At 62.5% G+C, this 18,451-nt stretch carries 18 protein-coding genes and 1 tRNA gene; 5 read left to right on the top strand and 14 right to left on the bottom strand.

Annotation, left to right across the window (positions count from 1 at the left end):
• Positions 1-24: 24 nt before the first annotated feature.
• The 8 genes from lptB to ACFSM5_RS02690 form a co-directional block, all read right to left on the bottom strand.
• A complete protein-coding gene (gene lptB, locus ACFSM5_RS02725) occupies positions 25-807 on the bottom strand; it encodes an LPS export ABC transporter ATP-binding protein (RefSeq protein WP_379874701.1) in 783 nt (260 codons plus the stop codon).
• A complete protein-coding gene (locus ACFSM5_RS02720) occupies positions 804-1,649 on the bottom strand; it encodes an LptA/OstA family protein (protein ID WP_379874700.1) in 846 nt (281 codons plus the stop codon). The genes lptB and ACFSM5_RS02720 overlap by 4 nt, the downstream gene beginning before the upstream one ends.
• Positions 1,649-2,359, bottom strand: coding sequence for an LPS export ABC transporter periplasmic protein LptC (gene lptC, locus ACFSM5_RS02715; protein WP_379874699.1), 711 nt, complete (start codon positions 2,357-2,359; stop codon positions 1,649-1,651). Before lptC ends, ACFSM5_RS02720 begins: the two co-directional genes overlap by 1 nt.
• Positions 2,360-2,371: 12 nt before the next feature.
• Positions 2,372-3,370: a KpsF/GutQ family sugar-phosphate isomerase gene (locus ACFSM5_RS02710; protein WP_379874698.1), complete on the bottom strand. Its 999-nt coding sequence runs from the start codon at positions 3,368-3,370 to the stop codon at positions 2,372-2,374.
• Positions 3,371-3,731: 361 nt separating this feature from the next.
• A complete protein-coding gene (locus tag ACFSM5_RS02705; protein WP_379874697.1) occupies positions 3,732-4,280 on the bottom strand; it encodes a peptidylprolyl isomerase in 549 nt (182 codons plus the stop codon).
• Positions 4,281-4,286: 6 nt separating this feature from the next.
• Positions 4,287-4,772: a peptidylprolyl isomerase gene (locus ACFSM5_RS02700; RefSeq protein ID WP_379874696.1), complete on the bottom strand. Its 486-nt coding sequence runs from the start codon at positions 4,770-4,772 to the stop codon at positions 4,287-4,289.
• A gap of 27 nt (positions 4,773-4,799) precedes the next feature.
• On the bottom strand, positions 4,800-7,595 hold the full coding sequence (gene polA / locus ACFSM5_RS02695) for a DNA polymerase I (protein ID WP_379874695.1): 2,796 nt from the start codon (positions 7,593-7,595) through the stop codon (positions 4,800-4,802).
• A gap of 5 nt (positions 7,596-7,600) precedes the next feature.
• Entirely contained in the window at positions 7,601-7,786 is a 186-nt protein-coding gene (locus tag ACFSM5_RS02690) for a zinc-finger domain-containing protein (RefSeq protein ID WP_379874694.1), read from the bottom strand.
• A 326-nt stretch (positions 7,787-8,112) separates the two neighbouring features.
• Between ACFSM5_RS02690 and ACFSM5_RS02685 the strand changes: the two genes are divergently transcribed.
• Positions 8,113-9,057, top strand: a complete 945-nt coding sequence (locus tag ACFSM5_RS02685) for an ABC transporter ATP-binding protein (protein ID WP_379874693.1) — start codon at positions 8,113-8,115, stop codon at positions 9,055-9,057.
• Positions 9,058-9,070: 13 nt separating this feature from the next.
• Complete coding sequence (locus tag ACFSM5_RS02680) at positions 9,071-10,081, top strand: alpha/beta hydrolase (protein WP_379874692.1); 1,011 nt, start codon at positions 9,071-9,073, stop codon at positions 10,079-10,081.
• Here the strand turns inward: ACFSM5_RS02680 and ACFSM5_RS02675 are convergent.
• Positions 10,078-10,539, bottom strand: a complete 462-nt coding sequence (locus ACFSM5_RS02675) for an Lrp/AsnC family transcriptional regulator (RefSeq protein WP_379874691.1) — start codon at positions 10,537-10,539, stop codon at positions 10,078-10,080. The two genes, ACFSM5_RS02680 and ACFSM5_RS02675, sit on opposite strands and share 4 nt — an antisense overlap.
• 82 nt (positions 10,540-10,621) lie before the next feature.
• On the opposite strand from ACFSM5_RS02675, the gene ACFSM5_RS02670 reads away from it, so the two are divergent.
• Positions 10,622-11,167 (top strand): cysteine hydrolase family protein, encoded by a 546-nt coding sequence (locus ACFSM5_RS02670; protein ID WP_379874690.1) that lies wholly within the window; start codon positions 10,622-10,624, stop codon positions 11,165-11,167.
• Positions 11,168-11,177: 10 nt separating this feature from the next.
• Here the strand turns inward: ACFSM5_RS02670 and ACFSM5_RS02665 are convergent, their stop codons facing one another.
• The 5 genes from ACFSM5_RS02665 to aroA form a co-directional block, all read right to left on the bottom strand.
• Positions 11,178-12,710: a PAS domain-containing sensor histidine kinase gene (locus ACFSM5_RS02665; RefSeq protein ID WP_379874689.1), complete on the bottom strand. Its 1,533-nt coding sequence runs from the start codon at positions 12,708-12,710 to the stop codon at positions 11,178-11,180.
• Positions 12,711-12,868: 158 nt separating this feature from the next.
• Complete coding sequence (locus tag ACFSM5_RS02660) at positions 12,869-13,510, bottom strand: LysE family translocator (RefSeq protein WP_379874688.1); 642 nt, start codon at positions 13,508-13,510, stop codon at positions 12,869-12,871.
• A gap of 322 nt (positions 13,511-13,832) precedes the next feature.
• Positions 13,833-15,521 carry a 30S ribosomal protein S1 gene (rpsA, locus tag ACFSM5_RS02655; protein ID WP_379874687.1) on the bottom strand — a complete coding sequence of 563 codons (1,689 nt, stop codon included), beginning with the start codon at positions 15,519-15,521 and terminating at the stop codon, positions 13,833-13,835.
• A gap of 132 nt (positions 15,522-15,653) precedes the next feature.
• Positions 15,654-16,271, bottom strand: coding sequence for a (d)CMP kinase (cmk, locus tag ACFSM5_RS02650; protein ID WP_379874686.1), 618 nt, complete (start codon positions 16,269-16,271; stop codon positions 15,654-15,656).
• On the bottom strand, positions 16,271-17,641 hold the full coding sequence (aroA, locus tag ACFSM5_RS02645) for a 3-phosphoshikimate 1-carboxyvinyltransferase (RefSeq protein WP_379874685.1): 1,371 nt from the start codon (positions 17,639-17,641) through the stop codon (positions 16,271-16,273). Before aroA ends, cmk begins: the two co-directional genes overlap by 1 nt.
• 177 nt (positions 17,642-17,818) lie before the next feature.
• On the opposite strand from aroA, the gene ACFSM5_RS02640 reads away from it, so the two are divergent.
• Together ACFSM5_RS02640 and ACFSM5_RS02635 are read left to right on the top strand one after the other, a co-directional pair.
• Positions 17,819-18,169 carry a TIGR02300 family protein gene (locus ACFSM5_RS02640; protein ID WP_379874684.1) on the top strand — a complete coding sequence of 117 codons (351 nt, stop codon included), beginning with the start codon at positions 17,819-17,821 and terminating at the stop codon, positions 18,167-18,169.
• Positions 18,170-18,353: 184 nt separating this feature from the next.
• A tRNA-Ala gene (locus ACFSM5_RS02635) sits at positions 18,354-18,429 on the top strand.
• The last annotated feature ends 22 nt before the right edge of the window (positions 18,430-18,451 follow it).

The raw sequence follows: 18,451 nt of genomic DNA, 5'->3' as shown, positions 1-18,451 counted from the left end.
TAAACTAGAACCCCGCCCCCATGCCTAGAGGCTGAACCGGTCGCCGAGATAGACGCGGCGCACATCCTGATGGGCGACGATCTCCTCCGGCGCACCATCCATCAGCACGACACCGTCATGCAGGATGACGGCGCGATCCACAATATCCAGCGTCTCGCGGACATTATGATCGGTAATCAGGACACCGATGCCGCGCTTCTTGAGATGCTTCACGAGGTCGCGGATATCGCCGACCGCGATGGGATCGATACCCGCCAGCGGTTCGTCGAGCAGAATGAACTGCGGCTGGGCCGCCAGGGCGCGCGCAATCTCGGTCCGGCGCCGCTCACCACCGGACAGGGCAATCGCCGGGGTGCGGCGCAGATGATCGATGGAGAATTCAGCCAGCAGCGCATCCAGCATGGCTTCGCGGTGATCGCGATCCGACTCGACCACTTCCAGCACGGCCCGCAGATTCTCTTCGACCGTCATGCCCCGGAAGATCGAGGCTTCCTGCGGGAGATAGCCGATGCCGAGGCGCGCGCGGCGGTACATCGGCAGGCGCGTGATGTCCTGACCGTCGAGCATGATGCGGCCGCTGTCCGCAGAGATAAGCCCGGTGATCATATAGAAGCAGGTCGTCTTGCCTGCGCCGTTCGGCCCGAGCAGCCCCACCGCTTCGCCCCGACGCACGGATAGGGAGATATCCCGCACCACCGGCCGCTGCTTGTAACGCTTGCCCAGATTGAGGGCTTGCAGGCCCACATGGGGATTATCGACGGCCAGACGCGGGCCAGTGTCTGCGGTCAGGTTGGGGTCCTGGCTCATGGTCGCTTTCCTGGTGCGGTCGGATTGGGGCGGGCGGTATTGGCGGGGGCCTGATCGGACTGTGGAACCAGCAGCGCCCGGACCGGCGCACCGGCCTGGGCGCCAGCACCACCCGACAGGATGCGGCTGATACCGCTTTTCATATTCACTTCAGCATACTCGCCGTTCAACTGGTTCCGGCCCTGGGTGACCTTAACCCCACCCACGAGTGTCGCAATGCTGGTTTCGAGGTTATAGACGCCCTTGGCGCCGGTGGCCGATGCATCGGGGGTCGAAACACGCACGTTGCCGAAGCCTTCGACCTTGGCGATCTTGGACTCCTGGCCGCCCGTTCCTTCAACGATATGCGCCGTGAGCGTATCGGCCTGCACCCGCTGCTGACCTTCCGTGGCCACGGCTTGCCCGCGCGCCACCGCGACCTTGCGGTCCTGCCAATATTCCAGGCTATCGCGCGCAGTGACCGTCTGGGTCGGGGTCGTCAGCCGCAGCCCGCTTCCGGTCAGGGCCATCAGGCCACGGTCGATGTCATAGACGGCCTTGGTGGCAACAGCGGTTTCCGTACCCGAAGTGATCTGGACATTGCCTTCGGCTTCGACGCGGTAGATATCCGGCCCGCCGTTCCCGCCAGATCCGTCACGGTAGCGCGCAATCAGCTTGTCGGCGGCAACCGAGACATTGCCCTGGGTGGCCTTCGCCTTGCCCGATGCGATGTAGACCCGTTCGTCCCGGCGCCATTCGATGCCGCTGGCAGCTTCAATGGCCAGCGGACCATTGCCCAGACGCTGCTGAGCAACAACAGGCTGACAGGCCAGAACCAGAGCGGCGATCACCGCGTAACGCATCAAGACGCACCCCCACGCAACACAACCTTGGACGGGCCGAGCAATTCGATCCGCTGCCCACTGTTCAAGATCCGAAACCCATTCTGCGCCGACAGCGATCCCTGCGGCCCCTGACCTTCGACCGGCGAGTCGGAGGTGATGATACGTTCCTTCAGATCAGCGCCGACCCGCTCCGTCTGCATCTCCATCCCGGTATCATGGAACAGCGTCACATTGCCCTCCAACCGCAGGCTTTCCGACTTGCGGTTGAAGTACCCCGTATCGGCGCCAATCTGCATCCAGGCCCCGGCCTTGTCGCTCATGTCCGCCTTCGGCGCCATCAGCGTGACCTCGCTATCGTCGGCCCGTGCCTGCCGCGCTTCGTCGGCAGTGACCGTGAACGGCCGGTTATCCTGATCGGTCGACACGAAACGCGGCTGCGTCATCCGCAGCACATCATCCTGGGGCTTTGCCGCCGGTGCGCCCGCCAACTGACCTGCATTCAGGCGCACCTGACTCTTGTTCGGACCAACCGTGGGCCACAGCAGAACCGCAACGGTCAGGCACAGGGCGGTCAGAGGCAGCAGGATGCGTAAGGACTGGACCCAACGCGAATGGGCGACCACCCGTCGCTGATCGACACGCTGCGGCAGCGCGCGGGTCAAAAGCCCCCGCCCGCGCTCCTTGGAGGCGGTATTGCCGGCGTTGCGATTAGGGTCGGCAGCGGCCATGACCATCCTTTATCAGTGCACGCCCGCGTGCAGCAGATCATGGATATGCAGGATACCCACGGGCTTGCCATCCTCGACCGCGAACAGGACGGTGATGGCTTTTTCGTTCATGAGACCCACCGCCTCGGCCGCCAAGGCGTTCGGGCGGATCGAGACCGGGCTCGGCGTCATCAGTATATTGGCGGGCTTGCCCAGGATATCGACCCCGAAATTACGACGCACGTCGCCATCGGTGATAATGCCGGAGAGTTTCCCGGCGGCATCGACGATCCCGACGCAGCCCATCCGCGACTTGGTCATGACGAAGAGGGCTTCCTGCACCGTCACATCGGCCGGGCAGAGCGGCAGACGCTCGCCGGTATGCATCAGATCCTCGACCTTCTGCACCCGCTTGCCCAGCGCGCCGCCCGGATGGAAGACCTTGAAGTCCTTGGCCGTGAAGTTGCGGCGTTCCAGCAAGGCGACCGCGATGGCATCGGCATAGGCCAGCATCATCGTGGTCGAGGTCGTCGGAGCCAGACCATTGGGGCAGGCTTCGGCCACGCGCGGTAGCACCAGTACGATGTCCGACGCCTCACCCAGGCTGGAAGCGGCATCCCGGGTGATGCCGACCAGCGGGATGCGGAAGCGCCGGGTATAGGCCAGGATGTCGGCCAGTTCGGCGGTTTCACCGGAATTGGACAAGGCCAGCACGGCATCTTTCTCGGTGATCATCCCCAGATCGCCATGGCTGGCTTCGGCCGGATGCACAAAGAAGGAAGGCGTGCCGGTGGAAGCCAGGGTCGCCGCGATCTTGCGCCCGATCAGCCCGCTCTTGCCCATGCCGGTGATGACGACACGGCCTTCAACCGCCTCGAACAGATCGAGAGTGGCAATGAAAGCATCGTCCAGATTGTCGGCAATCGCCTTCAACCCATCCGCCGCCAGATTGAGCACCCGGTTGGCGGCAGTACGATCACGGGCTTCACGCGCCGTGTCGTTGGGAGGACGGCGGAGATCGAGGGTCGTCATAGGGATCACAGTCTCGAACAGGGGCGCATGGCAAAATCCATGCCGATTTTGTCGAGAGTATGCGTCGCGGCACTCCGTGCCGTCAATGAATAGGGGTGCGCCAAGGGCGCACACCCGCTATCCGCTTACATTTTTGTAAGGTCCAGCGCCCTAACTCAGATCCAGCAGACGGCGGAACTGCGTATGCTGGGTTTAGGGTGAAGGCCAGCGGATGGGCTGCTAAGCGCCCCCCGGCGACGTTGCCGCCTATCGTTTAAGATAAGCGCGCAACGCGCGCGGGGCGCAGGACCGGAGCGTACGACTGTACGTGAGGATCCGAGCATCCCAGGCAACGACGCAGAACGCCGCTGGACGAGCCTTCCTATCGGTCGGCCTGAACGCGCAGGCTGACGATCTTATCCGGACCATCGACCTTGCCGCCGTCGCTCTTGTTACCCTTCTTGATCTGGTCGACATGTTCCATGCCGCTGACGACCTCGCCCCAGACCGTATATTGGCGGTCGAGGAAGTTGCTGTCGGCCAGGCAGATGAACCACTGCGAATCACCGCTGTTCGGGCTTTGCGAACGGGCCATCGACACAGCGCCGCGACGATGCGGAGCCGCCGTGAATTCGGCAGCAAGCTTGGTCCCCGAACCGCCCATGCCGGTGCCGGTCGGATCGCCGGTCTGGGCCATGAAGCCATCGATTACGCGATGGAAGACGATGCCGTCATAGAACTTCTGGCGCACCAGTTCCTTAATACGGGCCACATGGCGCGGCGCGAGGTCCGGGCGCATACGGATGACGACCTGCCCCGTGCGCAGGGTCAGAACCAGGGTGTTTTCGGGATCGGCAGCGGGCGTTTGGGCCAGAGCCGGAGCAGCTACGATGGCAGCAGCTCCGGTTGCGATGAAGGAACGACGATCCATCAACAGCTACTCCACGTCCGCCGCGACTTTGAGCGAGACGATGCTATCGGGCTCGCTGACCTGGCCCGAACCGGGGCGACCCTTTTTGATCTTGTCCACGGCATCCATACCGTCGATCACCTGACCCCAGGCCGTGTACTGACCATTGAGGTGCGGGGTGTCGTCGAAGCAGATGAACCACTGGCTGTCGGCGCTGTCCGGATTGGCGGCACGCGCCATCGAACAGGTGCCGCGCTTGTGCGAGCGCTTGTTGAATTCGGCTTTCAGCTTCTGGCCCGAACCGCTGGTGCCGGTACCGGTCGGATCGCCGGTCTGGGCCATGAAGCCTTCGATCACGCGATGGAAGACGATGCCGTCGTAAAAGCCCTGGCGCGCCAGTTCCTTGATGCGGGCAACATGGCCCGGCGCATCTTCGGGGAACAGCTCGATCGTGACGGTGCCGTCTTTCAGTTCCAGCAGCAGCGCGTTTTCGCGATCCTTGATCTCGGCCATGGCTATTCCTCTTTCTTTTTCTAGACGTTAGTGGGCTTCGGCCCAGGAGTTACCGATACCGGCTTCGGCCACCAGCGGGACCGAGACCTTGCCGTCATGCGCGCCTTCCATGACGCGGCGAGCAACGGCAATGGTGGTTTCGATTTCAGCCTCCGGCACTTCGAACAGCAGTTCGTCGTGCACGGTGACCATCAATTTGGCATTCAGTTTGGCTTCGGCAAGCGCCTGCGGCATACGGCCCAGCGCCCGCTTCATGATATCGGCTGCCGTACCCTGGATCGGCGCATTGATCGCCTGACGTTCGGCAAAATTACGGCGGGCCGGGTTCTTGTCGGCAATCCCCGGCACGAAGCAACGACGCCCGAACAGGGTTTCGACATAACCGAAGGTCCGCGCCTCTTCCTTGCGGGCATCCATGAAGGCCTTGATGCCCGGATAACGCTCGAAATAGGCCTTGATGAAGCTTGAGGCTTCGGACTGCGAGACGTTGATATTCGCGGCCAGGCCGAAGGCGCTCATGCCGTAGATGATGCCGAAGTTGATAGCCTTGGCCTTACGGCGCGTGTCCTTGTCCATCTGATCCAGTGGCACGCCGAAGACCTGGCTGGCCGTCAGGGCATGAATGTCGATCCCATCGGCAAACGCCTGCTTCAAGGCCGCGATATCCGCGATCTCGGCCAGCAGGCGCAGTTCGATCTGGCTGTAATCGACCGATACGATCTTGGAACCTTCCGGCGCGACGAAAGCCGAGCGGATCTTGCGCCCTTCCTCGGTCCGGGTCGGTATATTCTGCAGGTTCGGATCGGAGGACGAGAAACGCCCCGTCGACGTCCCGGCTAATCCAAAGCTGGTATGCACCCGGCCCGTGCGGCTGTTGATCTGGGTCAGCAGCGCGTCGGTATAGGTGCTTTTCAGCTTGGTGATCTGGCGCCAGTCGAGCACGGCCCGCACGATGGGATATTCCGCCGCCAGCGGCTCCAGCACGTCCGAGGCGGTCGAATAATTATCCGTCTTGCCGGTCTTGCCGCCGTGTTTGATCCCCAGTTCGCCGAACAGCAGCTCACCCAGTTGCTTGGGGGAGCCGAGATTGAAGGCGCGGCCCGCAAGCTCGTGGACCTTCTTCTCCATCTCGACCGCGCGGGTGCCGAAGTCGTGCGACAGGCGGCGCAGCACATCGGGTTCAACCCGGATGCCGGTATCTTCCATCAGGGCCACGACGGACACGATGGGACGCTCGGTGCGCTCGTAGAGCTGAACCTGCTTTTCCTCGATCAAGCGGCGCTTGAAGAGAGAATGGAGACGCAGTGTTACATCCGCATCCTCAGCCGCATAGGCCAGCGCACGATCCAGCGGAACCTCGGCAAAGGAGATCTGGGTCTTGCCCTTGCCGCAGACTTCCTCGTAGGTGATCGTCTTATGGCCGAGATGCAGATCCGACAGCTCGTCCATGCCATGGCCGTTACGCGCGCCGTCCAGCACATAGGACATCAGCAGCGTATCGTCATAGGGCGCGACGGTCAGATCATGGCGCGCCAAGATCACCATATCGTATTTCAGATTATGGCCGACCTTCAGCACGCCCTCGTCGGCGAGCAGCGGGCGCAGCCGGTCGACAGCCTCCTGCATCGCGATCTGTTTGGGCGGCGCTTCGGCCAGCAACCCGCCCTGGGAGCGATGGCCCAGCGGGATATAGCAGGCCAACCCCGGCGCTACCGACATCGACACGCCGATCAGATCGGCAGCCGAGGCATCGAGACCCGTGGTTTCGGTATCGACCGCGACCACACCGGCCTGCATCGCCGCCGCGATCCATTTGTCGAGGGTGGCCAGATCGGTGACCAACTCGTAGGTCTGTGCAATAGCCGGGGCAGCTACCTTCGGCGCTTCCACGGCTGCCGGGAAAAGGTCGGGCGCGCCAGCGGCCGAGATGGCAGACCCTGGGCGCCCGCCGACCGTCTTGCCAAGCTCGCCCCGGTCGACCTTGCCGACCAGCGAACGGAAGTTCATCCGCTCCAGGAACGGGCGCAGCACCGCCGTATCCGGCATACGCTTCTCGAAATCCGTCAGCGGCGCAGGCAAGGGCATATCAGCCTTGAGGCTGACCAGCTGCTTGCTGATCAGGGCCAGTTCCCGATTGTTCTCCAGCGTTTCGCGGCGCTTGGGCTGCTTGATCTCGCCCAAATGCTCCAGCAGGTTCTCGACCGATCCATAGAGGTTGATCAGTTCTGCCGCCGTCTTCGGACCGATGCCCGGCACGCCCGGCACATTGTCGACGCTATCGCCGCATAGCGCCTGGACGTCCACCACCTTGTCCGGGGTGACGCCGAATTTCTCGAACACTTCGGGTTCGGCGATATGCCGGTTCTTCATGGGATCGAGCATGGTGACGCCGGGGCGCACCAGCTGCATCAGATCCTTGTCGGAGGAGATGATGACGACCTTGCCACCCTCGGCGATCTCGGCAGCGGCATAGGCGGCGATCAGATCGTCCGCCTCATAGCCTTCCATCTCGATGCAAGGCACGTTCAGGGCCCGTGTCGCCTCGCGGATCAGGGCGAACTGCGGCACCAGCTCTTCGGGCGCAGGCGGACGGTGCGCCTTGTAGTCGGGATAGATGTCGTTGCGGAAATTGACCCGCGCGGCATCGAAGATGACGGCCAGACGGTCGCTGCCTGCATCCGCAAGCAGCTTGGTGATCATATTCGTGAAGCCGAAAACGGCATTGACCGGGGTACCGTCGAGGCTTGCCATCGGCGGCAGCGCGTGAAACGCGCGGAAGATATAACCGGATCCGTCGACCAGATAGAGCGTGCCGTCAGCCACAGCGATCAGTGACCCGAGTGCGCCTTGGCGCCTTCCTTCAGGACATAACGGCGGCCGCAATAGGGGCAATCGACCCGGTGATCGGTTTCGATATTCAGGAACACGCGTGGATGGCCCAGCGCCGGGTTCGGGCCGCCGTCGCAGGGAATGGTCGTGGTTTCGACGGTAATGATCTCGGTCGGCTCGGTCATGCTGGCTGTCCTGAACAGGTTTGGCTTGTTGGGGGCGATGATAGCGATTGGCGCGCCGGGATCAATGGTGGTGACGTGGCCCCATCCCTTCAGGCCAGACCGACTAAAGGTTTGTCATCCCGGCCTTGAGCCGGGATCCGGCCGCCAATATGGCCAATCTCCGGCACCGACACCTGCAACAACCTGCGGGCGGATCCCGGATCAAGTCCGGGATGACGAGAGTTTACGGGGATGAGGGGGGTGTGTTTGCTGCCCATCCTCTTGCGCCCCGCACCATCCCGTGCAAAGACAAGCGACCCGATTTTACGACTGCCTAAAAAGAAATCATGACCAATCAGCCCGCCATCTCGATCCGCAATGTCACCAAGACCTACGCCCCGCGCGGCAAGGCTCCGGCCAAGACGGCGCTGCATGGCATCGACCTGGATATTCCGGCGGGCAGCCTCTTCGCGCTGCTCGGCCCCAATGGCGCCGGTAAGTCGACCCTGATCAACATCATGGCCGGGCTGGTGCTGAAGTCGACGGGCAGTGTCAGCGTTTGGGGCACCGACATCGACGAAGATCCGCGCCGGGCCCGCGCCTCCATCGGCGTGGTGCCGCAGGAACTGAACATCGATCCTTTCTTCACCCCGCACGCGCTGCTGGATCTGCAGGCGGGCCTCTACGGCATGCCCAAGGCCGACCGCAAGCCGCTGGAGCTTCTGAAGGCCCTAGGCCTTGCCGATAAGGCCGACAGCTATGCCCGCACCCTGTCGGGCGGCATGCGGCGGCGCCTGATGGTTGCCAAGGCCATGATCCATCGCCCGCCGATCCTGGTGCTGGACGAGCCGACCGCCGGTGTCGATATCGATCTTCGCAAGCAGCTCTGGGACTATGTGCGCGAGTTGAATGCTCTTGGCACCACGGTCCTGCTGACGACCCATTATCTGGAAGAAGCTGAAGAGCTGTGCGACCGGATCGCCATCATCACCGATGGCCGCCTCGTCGCCCATGACAGCAAAGATGCACTGCTGTCGCGCCTCGACGGTAAGGAACTGCGCGTCGAACTGACGACGGCCATCGAAAGCGTGCCGCCGAAGCTGGCCGAACTGGGGGGCGAATATCTTGGCCCCGGCAAGCTGCTGTTCCGCTATCGCCGCAGCGACAGCATCGTCGGCCGTATTCTCGCCGCCATCGCCAGCGAGGGTTTGACGGTTGCCGATCTTTCGACCGTCGAGGCTGACTTGGAAGATATTTTCCTGCAATTGACCCGCGCTGCCCGTGCTGCCTAGGGGGCGTCGTCCGATGCGGTTGGCGGCCTTCGGGCTGCTGGCAACGCTTCTGACGGCCTGTTCCGCGCCGGTTCCGCTGGCAATTGGCCCGGCCATTCAGGAGCCGGAGTTGCTGGACGATGCGATGATGAGTGCCGACGGCGCTCGCCTTATCGTCCGTCCCACGCTGCCTGAAGGCACCGACCCCCAGATGATCCTGGTCGCCGTTCATGGCATGAACGACTATGGAAACTTCATCCGGGACGCCGCCCGCTATTTCGCCAAGCAGGGCATTGCGACCTATGCCTATGACCAGCGTGGTTTTGGCGACAGCCCCCGCAAAGGGCGCTGGTATGGCCGACAGGGCATGACCGACGATCTGTCGGTGCTGGTCAGGTTGATCGCCAGCCGCCACCCCGGCAAGCCCATCTACGTCCTGGGTGAAAGCATGGGCGGCGCCGTCACCATGCTGGCCGATATCGACGGCAAGTTACCCGGCGTTTCCGGCCTGATCCTGTCCGCCCCCGCTGTCTGGGGTCGCAGCACGATGGGCTTCTTTCCACGCAACAGTCTCTGGATCGGTGGGCGTCTTTTCCCCTGGTTCGAAGCCACAGGCGAGGGGCTGAACATCACCCCGTCCGATAATATCGCCATGCTGCGCGCTCTGGGCCGTGACCCCCTGGTGATCAAGCGCACGCGAATCGGCACCATTTATGGTCTCGTCGATCTGATGGATGAGGCCCTGGACGAGGCGGGGAACGGCACCAAGCCGACCCTATTCCTCTATGGCACCAAGGACGAGATCATCCCACCCACCCCAACCTGCCGTGCCTTGAGGCAATTCAAGGAACGCCACACCAGCGCGCCCTGGCGCGTCGCGGTTTATCGGGATGGATATCATATGCTGCTGCGCGACCTCGGTGCCGAAAAGGTCTGGGCAGATATCGCCACCTGGATGCGGGATCGCTCCGCTGCCCTGCCGTCCGGCGCCGAGGCAACTGACCGACCCGATACCTGGCCGGGGTGTGCTCGGGCCAAACCCTAGCGGTCGAGATGGGAGCGCAGGACCATTGTGGTTTCGACGTTCGCAATTCCCGGTAGGCGGTTCACGGCCTCGCGCACATCGGCAATGGCCGCCGGGCTTGCCGCTTCGAGCAGCAGCATCAGATCGACCGGTCCGGCCACCGAATGAGCCATGCGCACCTCGGGAAAGCGGCGTAGGTGAGGCAGCAGCTTTTCACAGGTCGTTTCTTTGTCGGCAAAACGCACTGACAACCATGCCTGATTAACCGAGCCTGTTCCGGCGCCCAGTCGCACCGTATAGCGTTCGATCACGCCATCACGCTCCAACCGCTTCAGGCGCTCCTGTGTCGCACTGCGCGAAAGGCCGATCTCGGCTGCCAGAGCGACCAGCGGCAGGCGGGCATTTTCCCGCAGCAGACCCAGAAGCTGCCGGTCCACCGCGTCGGGTTCCTTGCCCGTTCCCGTCATTCTGCCGGTCATCCCTTCCTTTTGCAGAGTTGCGACCGGCTTTACCGGCACCTTAGCCTCGGACCATCTTTCCCATAGGTCCGAGGATCGCGCCATGGCTATCGCTCTCATCCCCATCGATGTGCAACAGGGGTTCGATTATCCCGGCTGGCCACGCCGGAACAATCCCGACATGGAGGCAAATGGCCAGAAGTTACTTGCCTTCTGGCGCGGCAAAGGCTGGCCCATTCTTCATGTCCGGCATGATTCGGTGGAACCCGACTCCACCCTCCGACCAGACCACCCAGGCAATGGTTTTCGCCCTGGTTTCGCGCCACAAAGATATGAGCCGGTCATAGGAAAATCAGTCAATTCGGCCTTTATCGGCACCGATCTTGACCTGCGGCTACGGCGCCTGGGTATTGAGAAGATCGTACTTTTCGGTATCTCGACCGATATGTGCGTCTCCACCACCACGCGCATGGCGGCGAACCTTGGCTATAAGGTCACGCTGGTGGGGGACGCCTGCTTCTGCTTCGACCTGAAGGATGAAACTGGCGAGACGATCCCGGCGGAAGAAATCCACCGGGCCCATCTGGCCACCCTGCGCCATGAGTTTGCCACCGTGATGACCACGGCGGAAGTTATCGCCCGGACCTGACTGCCCTGGCCTAACCGCCCGCAAAGACGATCCGAACCGTGGTGCCTTTATTCGGGGCGCTGTCGAACTCGACATCGGCACCATGGAGCGCGGCCAGGGACTTCACGATCGACAGTCCCAGGCCCGACCCCTGATAGCGCTTGGAATAATGGTCGCTAAGCTGGGTGAATGGCCGCCCGATCAGCGGCAGCAGTTCGGGTGCGATGCCCACACCGGTATCGGACACAGCCAGCACGACGCCGCGTTCCTCCACCGTCACCTCGGCCCGCACGGTACCGCCTGCATCGGTGAATTTGATGGCATTGGCCAGCAGATTGGTCAGCATCTGCCGCACCGCCCGCTGGTCCGCATTCAGCGGCACCGGGGTGGTATCGCTATCGACCACCAGCACCAGACCGCCGCCCATCGCGGTCAGCGACTGCAGCCGCACCGCCTCGCGCACTTCATGACGCAGGTCGATCAGACGCGGCTCGATCACCAGGGCGCCCGCCTCGATCTTGGAATAATCCAGCACGTCGCTGATCAGATCCAGCAGGTGGCCCCCCGCCTTATGGATCAGACCGGCATATTCGCTGGTTTTTTCCGTGCGCCCGAAGCCGCCTTCCAACATCTCCGAAAAACCGATGATGGCATTGAGCGGGGTGCGCAATTCGTGGCTCATATTGGCCAGGAACGCCGACTTGGCCCGGTTCGCCGCCTCGGCCGCCATACGGGCCACACGATTTTCCTCGGCCAGCCGTTCGAGCTGACGCTCATATTCGATACGGTCCGTCAGGTCGGTGTGCCAGCCGACGATACGGGTCACCTTGCCTGCCCCGTCGCGCACCACCTTGCCCTTGCACTGCACGTGACGGATGGTGCCATCCTTGTGCAGGAACCGCGGATAATTGGTGAATTCGTCCGACTTGCCGTCCAGCACCGGCTTCAGATTATCCGCCGAGGTCTGCAGGTCGTCGGGGTGCATCAGCCGATAGATGCTGTTCAGCGTATTGGGCCAGTCGCCCTCCTTATAGCCCAGCATCTGCAGAAGCCGGGGCGACAGATCGCAGCGCTGGGTTTCCATATCGAGGTCCCAGAGGCCATCATTCGCATCGACGATAGCAAGCTGGATCAGTTCAGCCGAACGCTGCAGCTTCTCTTCGGTTTCCCGCAGGGCGGAAATATCGGTATTGGAGCCGACGATACGCAGAACGCGCCCCTGCGCGTCACGCTCAATAATGGCGCGGACGAGCATGGAGACGAGGCGGCCATCCTTGTTCCAGAAGCGCACATGACTTTCAAAGCGGGTTCCGCCATCGGCCATCTCCCGCTCGACCTTGGCGCGGAAAGCGGCAAAATCCTCGGGATCGGCGAGATTGCCCCAGGCCTCCATGGAAGGCACGATCTCATCGGAACCATACCCCAGTTGCTCATTCAAACTCGCCGAACACCAGAGGCGCCCGCTCTGCGGCTCCCAGTCCCAAAGACCATCGCGCGTCGCTTCCGCCACCAGCCTGAAGCGACGGTTTAGCATCTCCTGATCGGACTCTGCGTCAGCAGGCATAACGCGATACCCTACCAATAAAGCGAACCCCTAATGGTCATTTGCGAGTCACCTTACTCGTATTCTTCGGGGCGTGACTATCGTTTAATGTAATAACTGCAAAAGATGAACAAACACGTCTAATAACAATTATCAATAGTCGAGCTTAGGGCGCGGTATTACACTGCGCGCCTTTCCATCGCAAGACGGATGGCAAGGCTTGCCAATACACTTGCCATCACCCACCGCTGCACTTTTTGCCAGCGAGGACGGCCCGTAAACCAGACCGATACGCTCCCCGCGGCCAAAACAATCAACAGATTGACCGTGAAGCTAATCAAGATCTGCGTCAGCCCTAGAATGATGCTCTGCGCCAGGATATTCCCGTTGGCCGGTTCGATGAACTGCGGCAGCAGCGACAGATAGATCACCGCCACCTTCGGATTGAGCAGATTGGTGAATAGACCCATGGCGAACAGTTTACGCGGGCCATCGATAGCCAGATCGTGCCGGGGTTCCAGCACCGACCGCGCGCCCGGCTTCACCGAATTCCAGGCCATATAAAGCAGGTAAGCCGCGCCCGCCCACTGGATGACCTCATAGGCCATCGGAACCGCCAGCAGCAGGGCTGTGAGACCGAAGGCCGCGCACAGCATGTAGCAGAGGAACCCGACGACCACGCCCCCCAGGGAGATCACCCCCGCCAGCCGCCCTTGGGTGATCGAGCGGGACAGCAGATAGATCATGTTCGGCCCCGGCGTGCAGACCATGCCCAGCGCCACCAGCGCAAATCCACCCAAAGCCCCGACACTGACGATCATCACTCTACTCCTGCGCCTCAATTGCCCGGGCATTTCGCCGAGGTGCGGGGACCGGATCAATCAGGGGATTGTCTAGGGGACAAGAATGTCGGGAGACAACGACTATAACCGGCAACTCAACCAATCTTCGTCACCCCGGGACTTGATCCCGGGGTCTCCTCCGGGCGCGCTTCCACGCTGTCTCGGCTGGAATTGGACAGGCTCACGGAGGAGATCCCGTGGTCGAGCCACGGGATGACGACAGATGAGTAAACACCAAAAACAAAAACCCCCGCCGTTTCCGGCGGAGGTCTTCTTAGTCCAGCAGTAGGAGCAACTGGATTTAGTTGCTGCCTTCCTTGGCGCGGGCCTTGCGGATCGCGGCGCCCAGGATGTCGCCGAGGCTGGCACCCGAGTCCGAGGTACCGTAGTCGGCCATAGCCTGCTTTTCTTCTTCGAACTCTTTTGCCTTGATCGACAGGCTGATGCGACGCGTGTTGCGATCGACCTGGGTAACCTTGGCTTCGAGCTTGTCGCCGACTTTGTAGCTATCAGTCTTCTGATCGTTACGGTCGCGAGCAATTTCAACCTTGCGGATGAAACCGGTCATGTTGTCGCCGAAGGAGACTTCCAGACCAGCTTCCTGCACGGCGGTGATGGTGCAGTTGACGACTTCGCCCTTACGGACGGTAGCCGAACCGGCTTCGAACGGGTCAGCGGTCAGCTGCTTAATGCCGAGGCTGATGCGTTCCTTTTCCACGTCGACGTCAAGAACGCGGACCTTAACGGTGTCGCCCTTCTTGAAGTCCTGGATGGCTTCTTCGCCCGAACGTTCCCAATCGAGGTCCGAGAGGTGAACCATGCCGTCGATGTCGCCGGGAAGACCAACGAACAGACCGAATTCGGTGATGTTCTTGACTTCGCCTTCGATCTCGGTGTTGGCCGGGAACTTCTCGACGAAGCTTTCCCACGGATTCGCCAGGCACTGCTTCAGACCAAGGCTGATGCGGCGCTTCTGCGGATCGACGTCCAGGATCATCACTTCGACTTCCTGCGAGGTCGAAACGATCTTGCCCGGATGGACGTTCTTCTTGGTCCAGCTCATTTCCGAGACGTGGACCAGACCTTCGATACCCGGCTCCAGCTCGACGAACGCGCCGTAGTCGGTGATGTTGGTCACGCGGCCATTGAACTTGGCACCGACCGGGTACTTGGCGCCAACGCCTTCCCAGGGATCGGCTTCCAGCTGCTTCATGCCGAGGCTGATGCGCTGGGTTTCCGAGTTGAAGCGGATGACCTGAACGGTAACCGTCTGACCGATGTGGAGGGCTTCGGACGGATGGTTGATGCGGCGCCACGCGATATCGGTGACGTGCAGCAGACCGTCGACGCCGCCCAGATCAACGAACGCACCGTAATCGGTGATGTTCTTGACCACACCCTGCAGAACCTGGCCTTCCTTGAGGGAGGCAACGAGTTCCGAACGGGCTTCGGCGCGGCTTTCTTCCAGAACGGCGCGGCGCGAGACAACGATGTTGCCACGGCGGCGATCCATCTTGAGGATCTGGAAGGGCTGCGGGGAGCCCATGAGCGGGGTGATGTCGCGGACCGGGCGGATGTCCACCTGGCTGCCCGGCAGGAAGGCAACGGCGCCCGACAGGTCGACCGTGAAGCCGCCCTTGACGCGACCGAAGATCACGCCGGTGACGCGCTGCTGTTCGTTGAACGCGCGTTCCAGGACGTTCCAGGCTTCCTCGCGGCGAGCCTTTTCACGGCTGAGCTGAGCTTCGCCGTTCTTGTCTTCCATGCGCTCGAGGTAAACCTCGACGGTGTCGCCGGACTTCAGTTCGACCGGCTGGCCGGGAACCGAGAATTCCTTCAGAGCGACACGCCCTTCCGACTTCAGGCCCACATCGATGAGAACGAAATCGTTCTCGATGGCGATGACGGTGCCTTTGACGACGGTGCCTTCGAGGCTATCGCCCGTGCCGAGCGATTCTTCGAGAAGGGCGGCAAAACTTTCGTTGGACATATAAACTCCGGTCCGAGTGGGGGTCCTGTGTCCGGGGGATTCCGGACGGACGGAAAGCGGGTCGGATACCCACCAACCGTCAGGGGTTGGGTTGCACAAAAAGGCGAGTCGGTTCCCCGCTCGCCACTCGATCTAACTGATTCTGGGACTGATGTAGCTCAATGCCGCGTCGAATGCCTGATCGGCATCCAAGCCGGAGGTATCCAGAAGCAAAGCATCGTCCGCCGCCTTCATGGGCGCGGCCGTTCTTTGGCTGTCGCGGGCATCGCGTTCTATCAGGTCCTGCAGAACCTCCGCGTATATAGACGGAATCTCGCGCGCCTGCAACTCCCGGTGACGACGGCCCGCCCGCACCTCGACCGAGGCGGTGACGAATAGCTTGGCCGGGGCCTCGGGGCAGATCACCGTGCCGATATCGCGCCCGTCCAGCACCGCGCCCAACGGCTGGCGGCAGAAGGAGCGCTGGAACTCCAGCAGCGCCTCACGCACCTGCGGGATCGCAGAGATCTTGGAGGCCGCCTGTCCGGCCGCTTCCCCGCGCAATTCCGGGATTCGCAGCCAGTCGATATCGAAGGCACGGGCGGCCTGGACCGCCGCCGCGCTATTGCCGATATCGTCCCGCACCTGCCAGCCGACAGCCCGATAGAGCAGCCCTGTGTCCAGATGGGCGAGGCCAAAGTGCTGGGCCAGCCGCCGGGCGAGCGTCCCCTTGCCCGAAGCCGCCGGACCATCGACCGCGATCACGCGCATTACACAGGTCCGCCGTTCGCGGTTTCCCGGACGATCTTGGCGCCCAGGCCGTTCATCAGCTTATCGAAGCCGGGGAAGCTGGTATCGATGGTCGCGGCATCGTCGATGCGCACAGGCTCGTCACTAACCAACCCCAGCACGAGGTAGGCCATGGCGATGCGGTGATCGAGTTTAGCGGCGATGGTGACACCGCCCTTGGGTGGCTTGCCGGTGCCAAACACGCGGCAGGTGTCGCCCTCCACCTCGACCTTCGCCCCGCAGGCGGCAAGCCCGTCAGCAATAGCGGCGAGGCGGTCGCTTTCCTTGACCCGCAGTTCGGCCAAGCCGCGCATCTCCGTCACGCCCTCGGCACAGGCAGCAGCGACAGCCAGCACCAGATATTCGTCGATCATGCTCGGCGCGCGCTCGGCCGGGACCACGACGCCCTTGAGCGGCGCGGCACGGACGCGCAGATCTGCAACCGGCTCCCCTCCTTCGGTGCGGCGGTTCTCGAAGGAGATATTGGCCCCCATCTCGATCAGCGTATCGATGATACCGGCACGCAGCGGGTTGAGGCCGACGCCTTGAATGGTGATATCGCTGCCCGGCACAAGGCTGGCCGCCACCAGCGGGAAGGCCGCCGAGGAGGGATCGCCCGGTACCACCACATCGGCAGCTTTCAGCACCGGCTGACCAACGATGGTCGCCTTGCGGCCCTGGGCCGTTTCCTCCACCCGCACTTCGGCGCCGAAATGGCGCAGCATGCGTTCGGTGTGATCGCGGGTCGGCTCGGGTTCGATCACGCTCGTCTCGCCCGGCGTATTGAGCCCTGCCAGCAGGATCGCCGACTTCACCTGTGCCGAGGCCACCGGCAGCACGTATTCGATCGGGGTCAGCGTATCGCTGCCCTGCACCGCCAGCGGCAGGCGACCGCCCGAGCGGGTGACGAACTGCGCCCCCATCTTTTCCAACGGCACCGTCACGCGCGCCATCGGACGCTTCCGCAAAGATCCGTCGCCGGTCATGAAGGCGGTGAAAGGGTGGGCGGCAACCAGCCCCATCAGCAGGCGCGTCGCCGTCCCTGCATTCCCGAGGTCGAGGGGCGCATCAGGCTCCTTCAGGCCGCCGACGCCAACACCGACTGCCGTCCAGGTGCCATCGGCATGGCGGGTGATCTCCGCCCCCATGGCCCGCATGGCGCCGGCGGTCGACAACACATCCTCGCCCTCCAGCAGGCCGGTGATGCGGGTTTCGCCAATGGCAAGACCGCCGAACATCAGGGCGCGATGCGAGATCGACTTGTCGCCCGGCACCTTCAAGGTTCCGGAAAGAGCCGGCGAACGGCTGGCGGTCATCGGGCGCGCGGTGGGGGTGTGGGCGGCAGCGGTCATTGGCGGAAGGGACCTATTCCAAATAGGAGGTTGGTAAAGGCAAGCCGGTTCGCTTAGCATGCCTTTAGCCCCCTCACAACAGGGGCAGGCCGTTTTTGCTTTGACAAGCGATGCCCCTTGCTGGCAAGAGGCGCGGCTAATCTTTTTTTGAAAACTAACCGTTAAGACAGGTGTATCATGGCCAAGCCTGAATGGGGCGCCAAGAGGGTCTGCCATAGTTGCGGCGCTGCCTTCTACGATTTGAAGCGCGATCCGATCGTCTGCCCGAAGTGCGCGACGGAATATGATCCCGAAGCGATCCTGAAGTCGCGCCGTTCGCGCGCCCCGGTCGCCGAGGAAAAGGCCGCCACCAAGGCTGCCGCCGTCCTGAGCGAAGCTGAAGTCGAGCTGGAAGTCGAAGTCGAGGACACCGACGAGGTGGCAGCCGAAGACGACGAGCTGATGGAAGACACGTCCGAGCTGGGCGAGGACGACGAGGATATGGCTGAAGTTATCGAGAACCTCGATAACGAAGGCGAAGACCGCTAACGCCCTCCCCTCACGGGGAAAGGCTTGGGTCAGAACGGCCGGTTCCGCCTATGCGGGCCGGCCGTTTTCCTTGGTGGGGCGGAACTTCTCGCGGCATCGTGATTTTTATGCTTGCAAAGGTCGCCTCAACGTCTTAAACACGCCGCCACGCAGCAAGCAAACCCAGCCGGCTGCGGAACACTACGGGGCTTTAGCTCAGCTGGGAGAGCGCTACGATGGCATTGTAGAGGTCAGCGGTTCGATCCCGCTAAGCTCCACCAAATTCAAAAGGCCCGGCGGTAT

It is taken from the genome of Lacibacterium aquatile (genome assembly GCF_042683105.1).
GTDB classification, from domain to species: domain Bacteria; phylum Pseudomonadota; class Alphaproteobacteria; order Elsterales; family Elsteraceae; genus Lacibacterium; species Lacibacterium aquatile.
The sequence above is the reverse complement of the archived record's forward strand: the minus strand, read 5'-3'. Positions and strand labels throughout refer to the sequence as shown.

What these genes read in the sequence shown, in the direction of transcription:
- lptB (WP_379874701.1), bottom strand. Translation starts at nt 807, where the DNA reads ATGAGCCAGGACCCCAACCTGACCGCAGACACTGGCCCGCGTCTGGCC.
- ACFSM5_RS02720 (WP_379874700.1), bottom strand. Translation starts at nt 1,649, where the DNA reads ATGCGTTACGCGGTGATCGCCGCTCTGGTTCTGGCCTGTCAGCCTGTT.
- lptC (WP_379874699.1), bottom strand. Translation starts at nt 2,359, where the DNA reads ATGGCCGCTGCCGACCCTAATCGCAACGCCGGCAATACCGCCTCCAAG.
- ACFSM5_RS02710 (WP_379874698.1), bottom strand. Translation starts at nt 3,370, where the DNA reads ATGACGACCCTCGATCTCCGCCGTCCTCCCAACGACACGGCGCGTGAA.
- ACFSM5_RS02705 (WP_379874697.1), bottom strand. Translation starts at nt 4,280, where the DNA reads ATGGATCGTCGTTCCTTCATCGCAACCGGAGCTGCTGCCATCGTAGCT.
- ACFSM5_RS02700 (WP_379874696.1), bottom strand. Translation starts at nt 4,772, where the DNA reads ATGGCCGAGATCAAGGATCGCGAAAACGCGCTGCTGCTGGAACTGAAA.
- ACFSM5_RS02690 (WP_379874694.1), bottom strand. Translation starts at nt 7,786, where the DNA reads ATGACCGAGCCGACCGAGATCATTACCGTCGAAACCACGACCATTCCC.
- ACFSM5_RS02685 (WP_379874693.1), top strand. Translation starts at nt 8,113, where the DNA reads ATGACCAATCAGCCCGCCATCTCGATCCGCAATGTCACCAAGACCTAC.
- ACFSM5_RS02680 (WP_379874692.1), top strand. Translation starts at nt 9,071, where the DNA reads ATGCGGTTGGCGGCCTTCGGGCTGCTGGCAACGCTTCTGACGGCCTGT.
- ACFSM5_RS02675 (WP_379874691.1), bottom strand. Translation starts at nt 10,539, where the DNA reads ATGACCGGCAGAATGACGGGAACGGGCAAGGAACCCGACGCGGTGGAC.
- ACFSM5_RS02670 (WP_379874690.1), top strand. Translation starts at nt 10,622, where the DNA reads ATGGCTATCGCTCTCATCCCCATCGATGTGCAACAGGGGTTCGATTAT.
- ACFSM5_RS02665 (WP_379874689.1), bottom strand. Translation starts at nt 12,710, where the DNA reads ATGCCTGCTGACGCAGAGTCCGATCAGGAGATGCTAAACCGTCGCTTC.
- ACFSM5_RS02660 (WP_379874688.1), bottom strand. Translation starts at nt 13,510, where the DNA reads ATGATCGTCAGTGTCGGGGCTTTGGGTGGATTTGCGCTGGTGGCGCTG.
- rpsA (WP_379874687.1), bottom strand. Translation starts at nt 15,521, where the DNA reads ATGTCCAACGAAAGTTTTGCCGCCCTTCTCGAAGAATCGCTCGGCACG.
- cmk (WP_379874686.1), bottom strand. Translation starts at nt 16,271, where the DNA reads ATGCGCGTGATCGCGGTCGATGGTCCGGCGGCTTCGGGCAAGGGGACG.
- aroA (WP_379874685.1), bottom strand. Translation starts at nt 17,641, where the DNA reads ATGACCGCTGCCGCCCACACCCCCACCGCGCGCCCGATGACCGCCAGC.
- ACFSM5_RS02640 (WP_379874684.1), top strand. Translation starts at nt 17,819, where the DNA reads ATGGCCAAGCCTGAATGGGGCGCCAAGAGGGTCTGCCATAGTTGCGGC.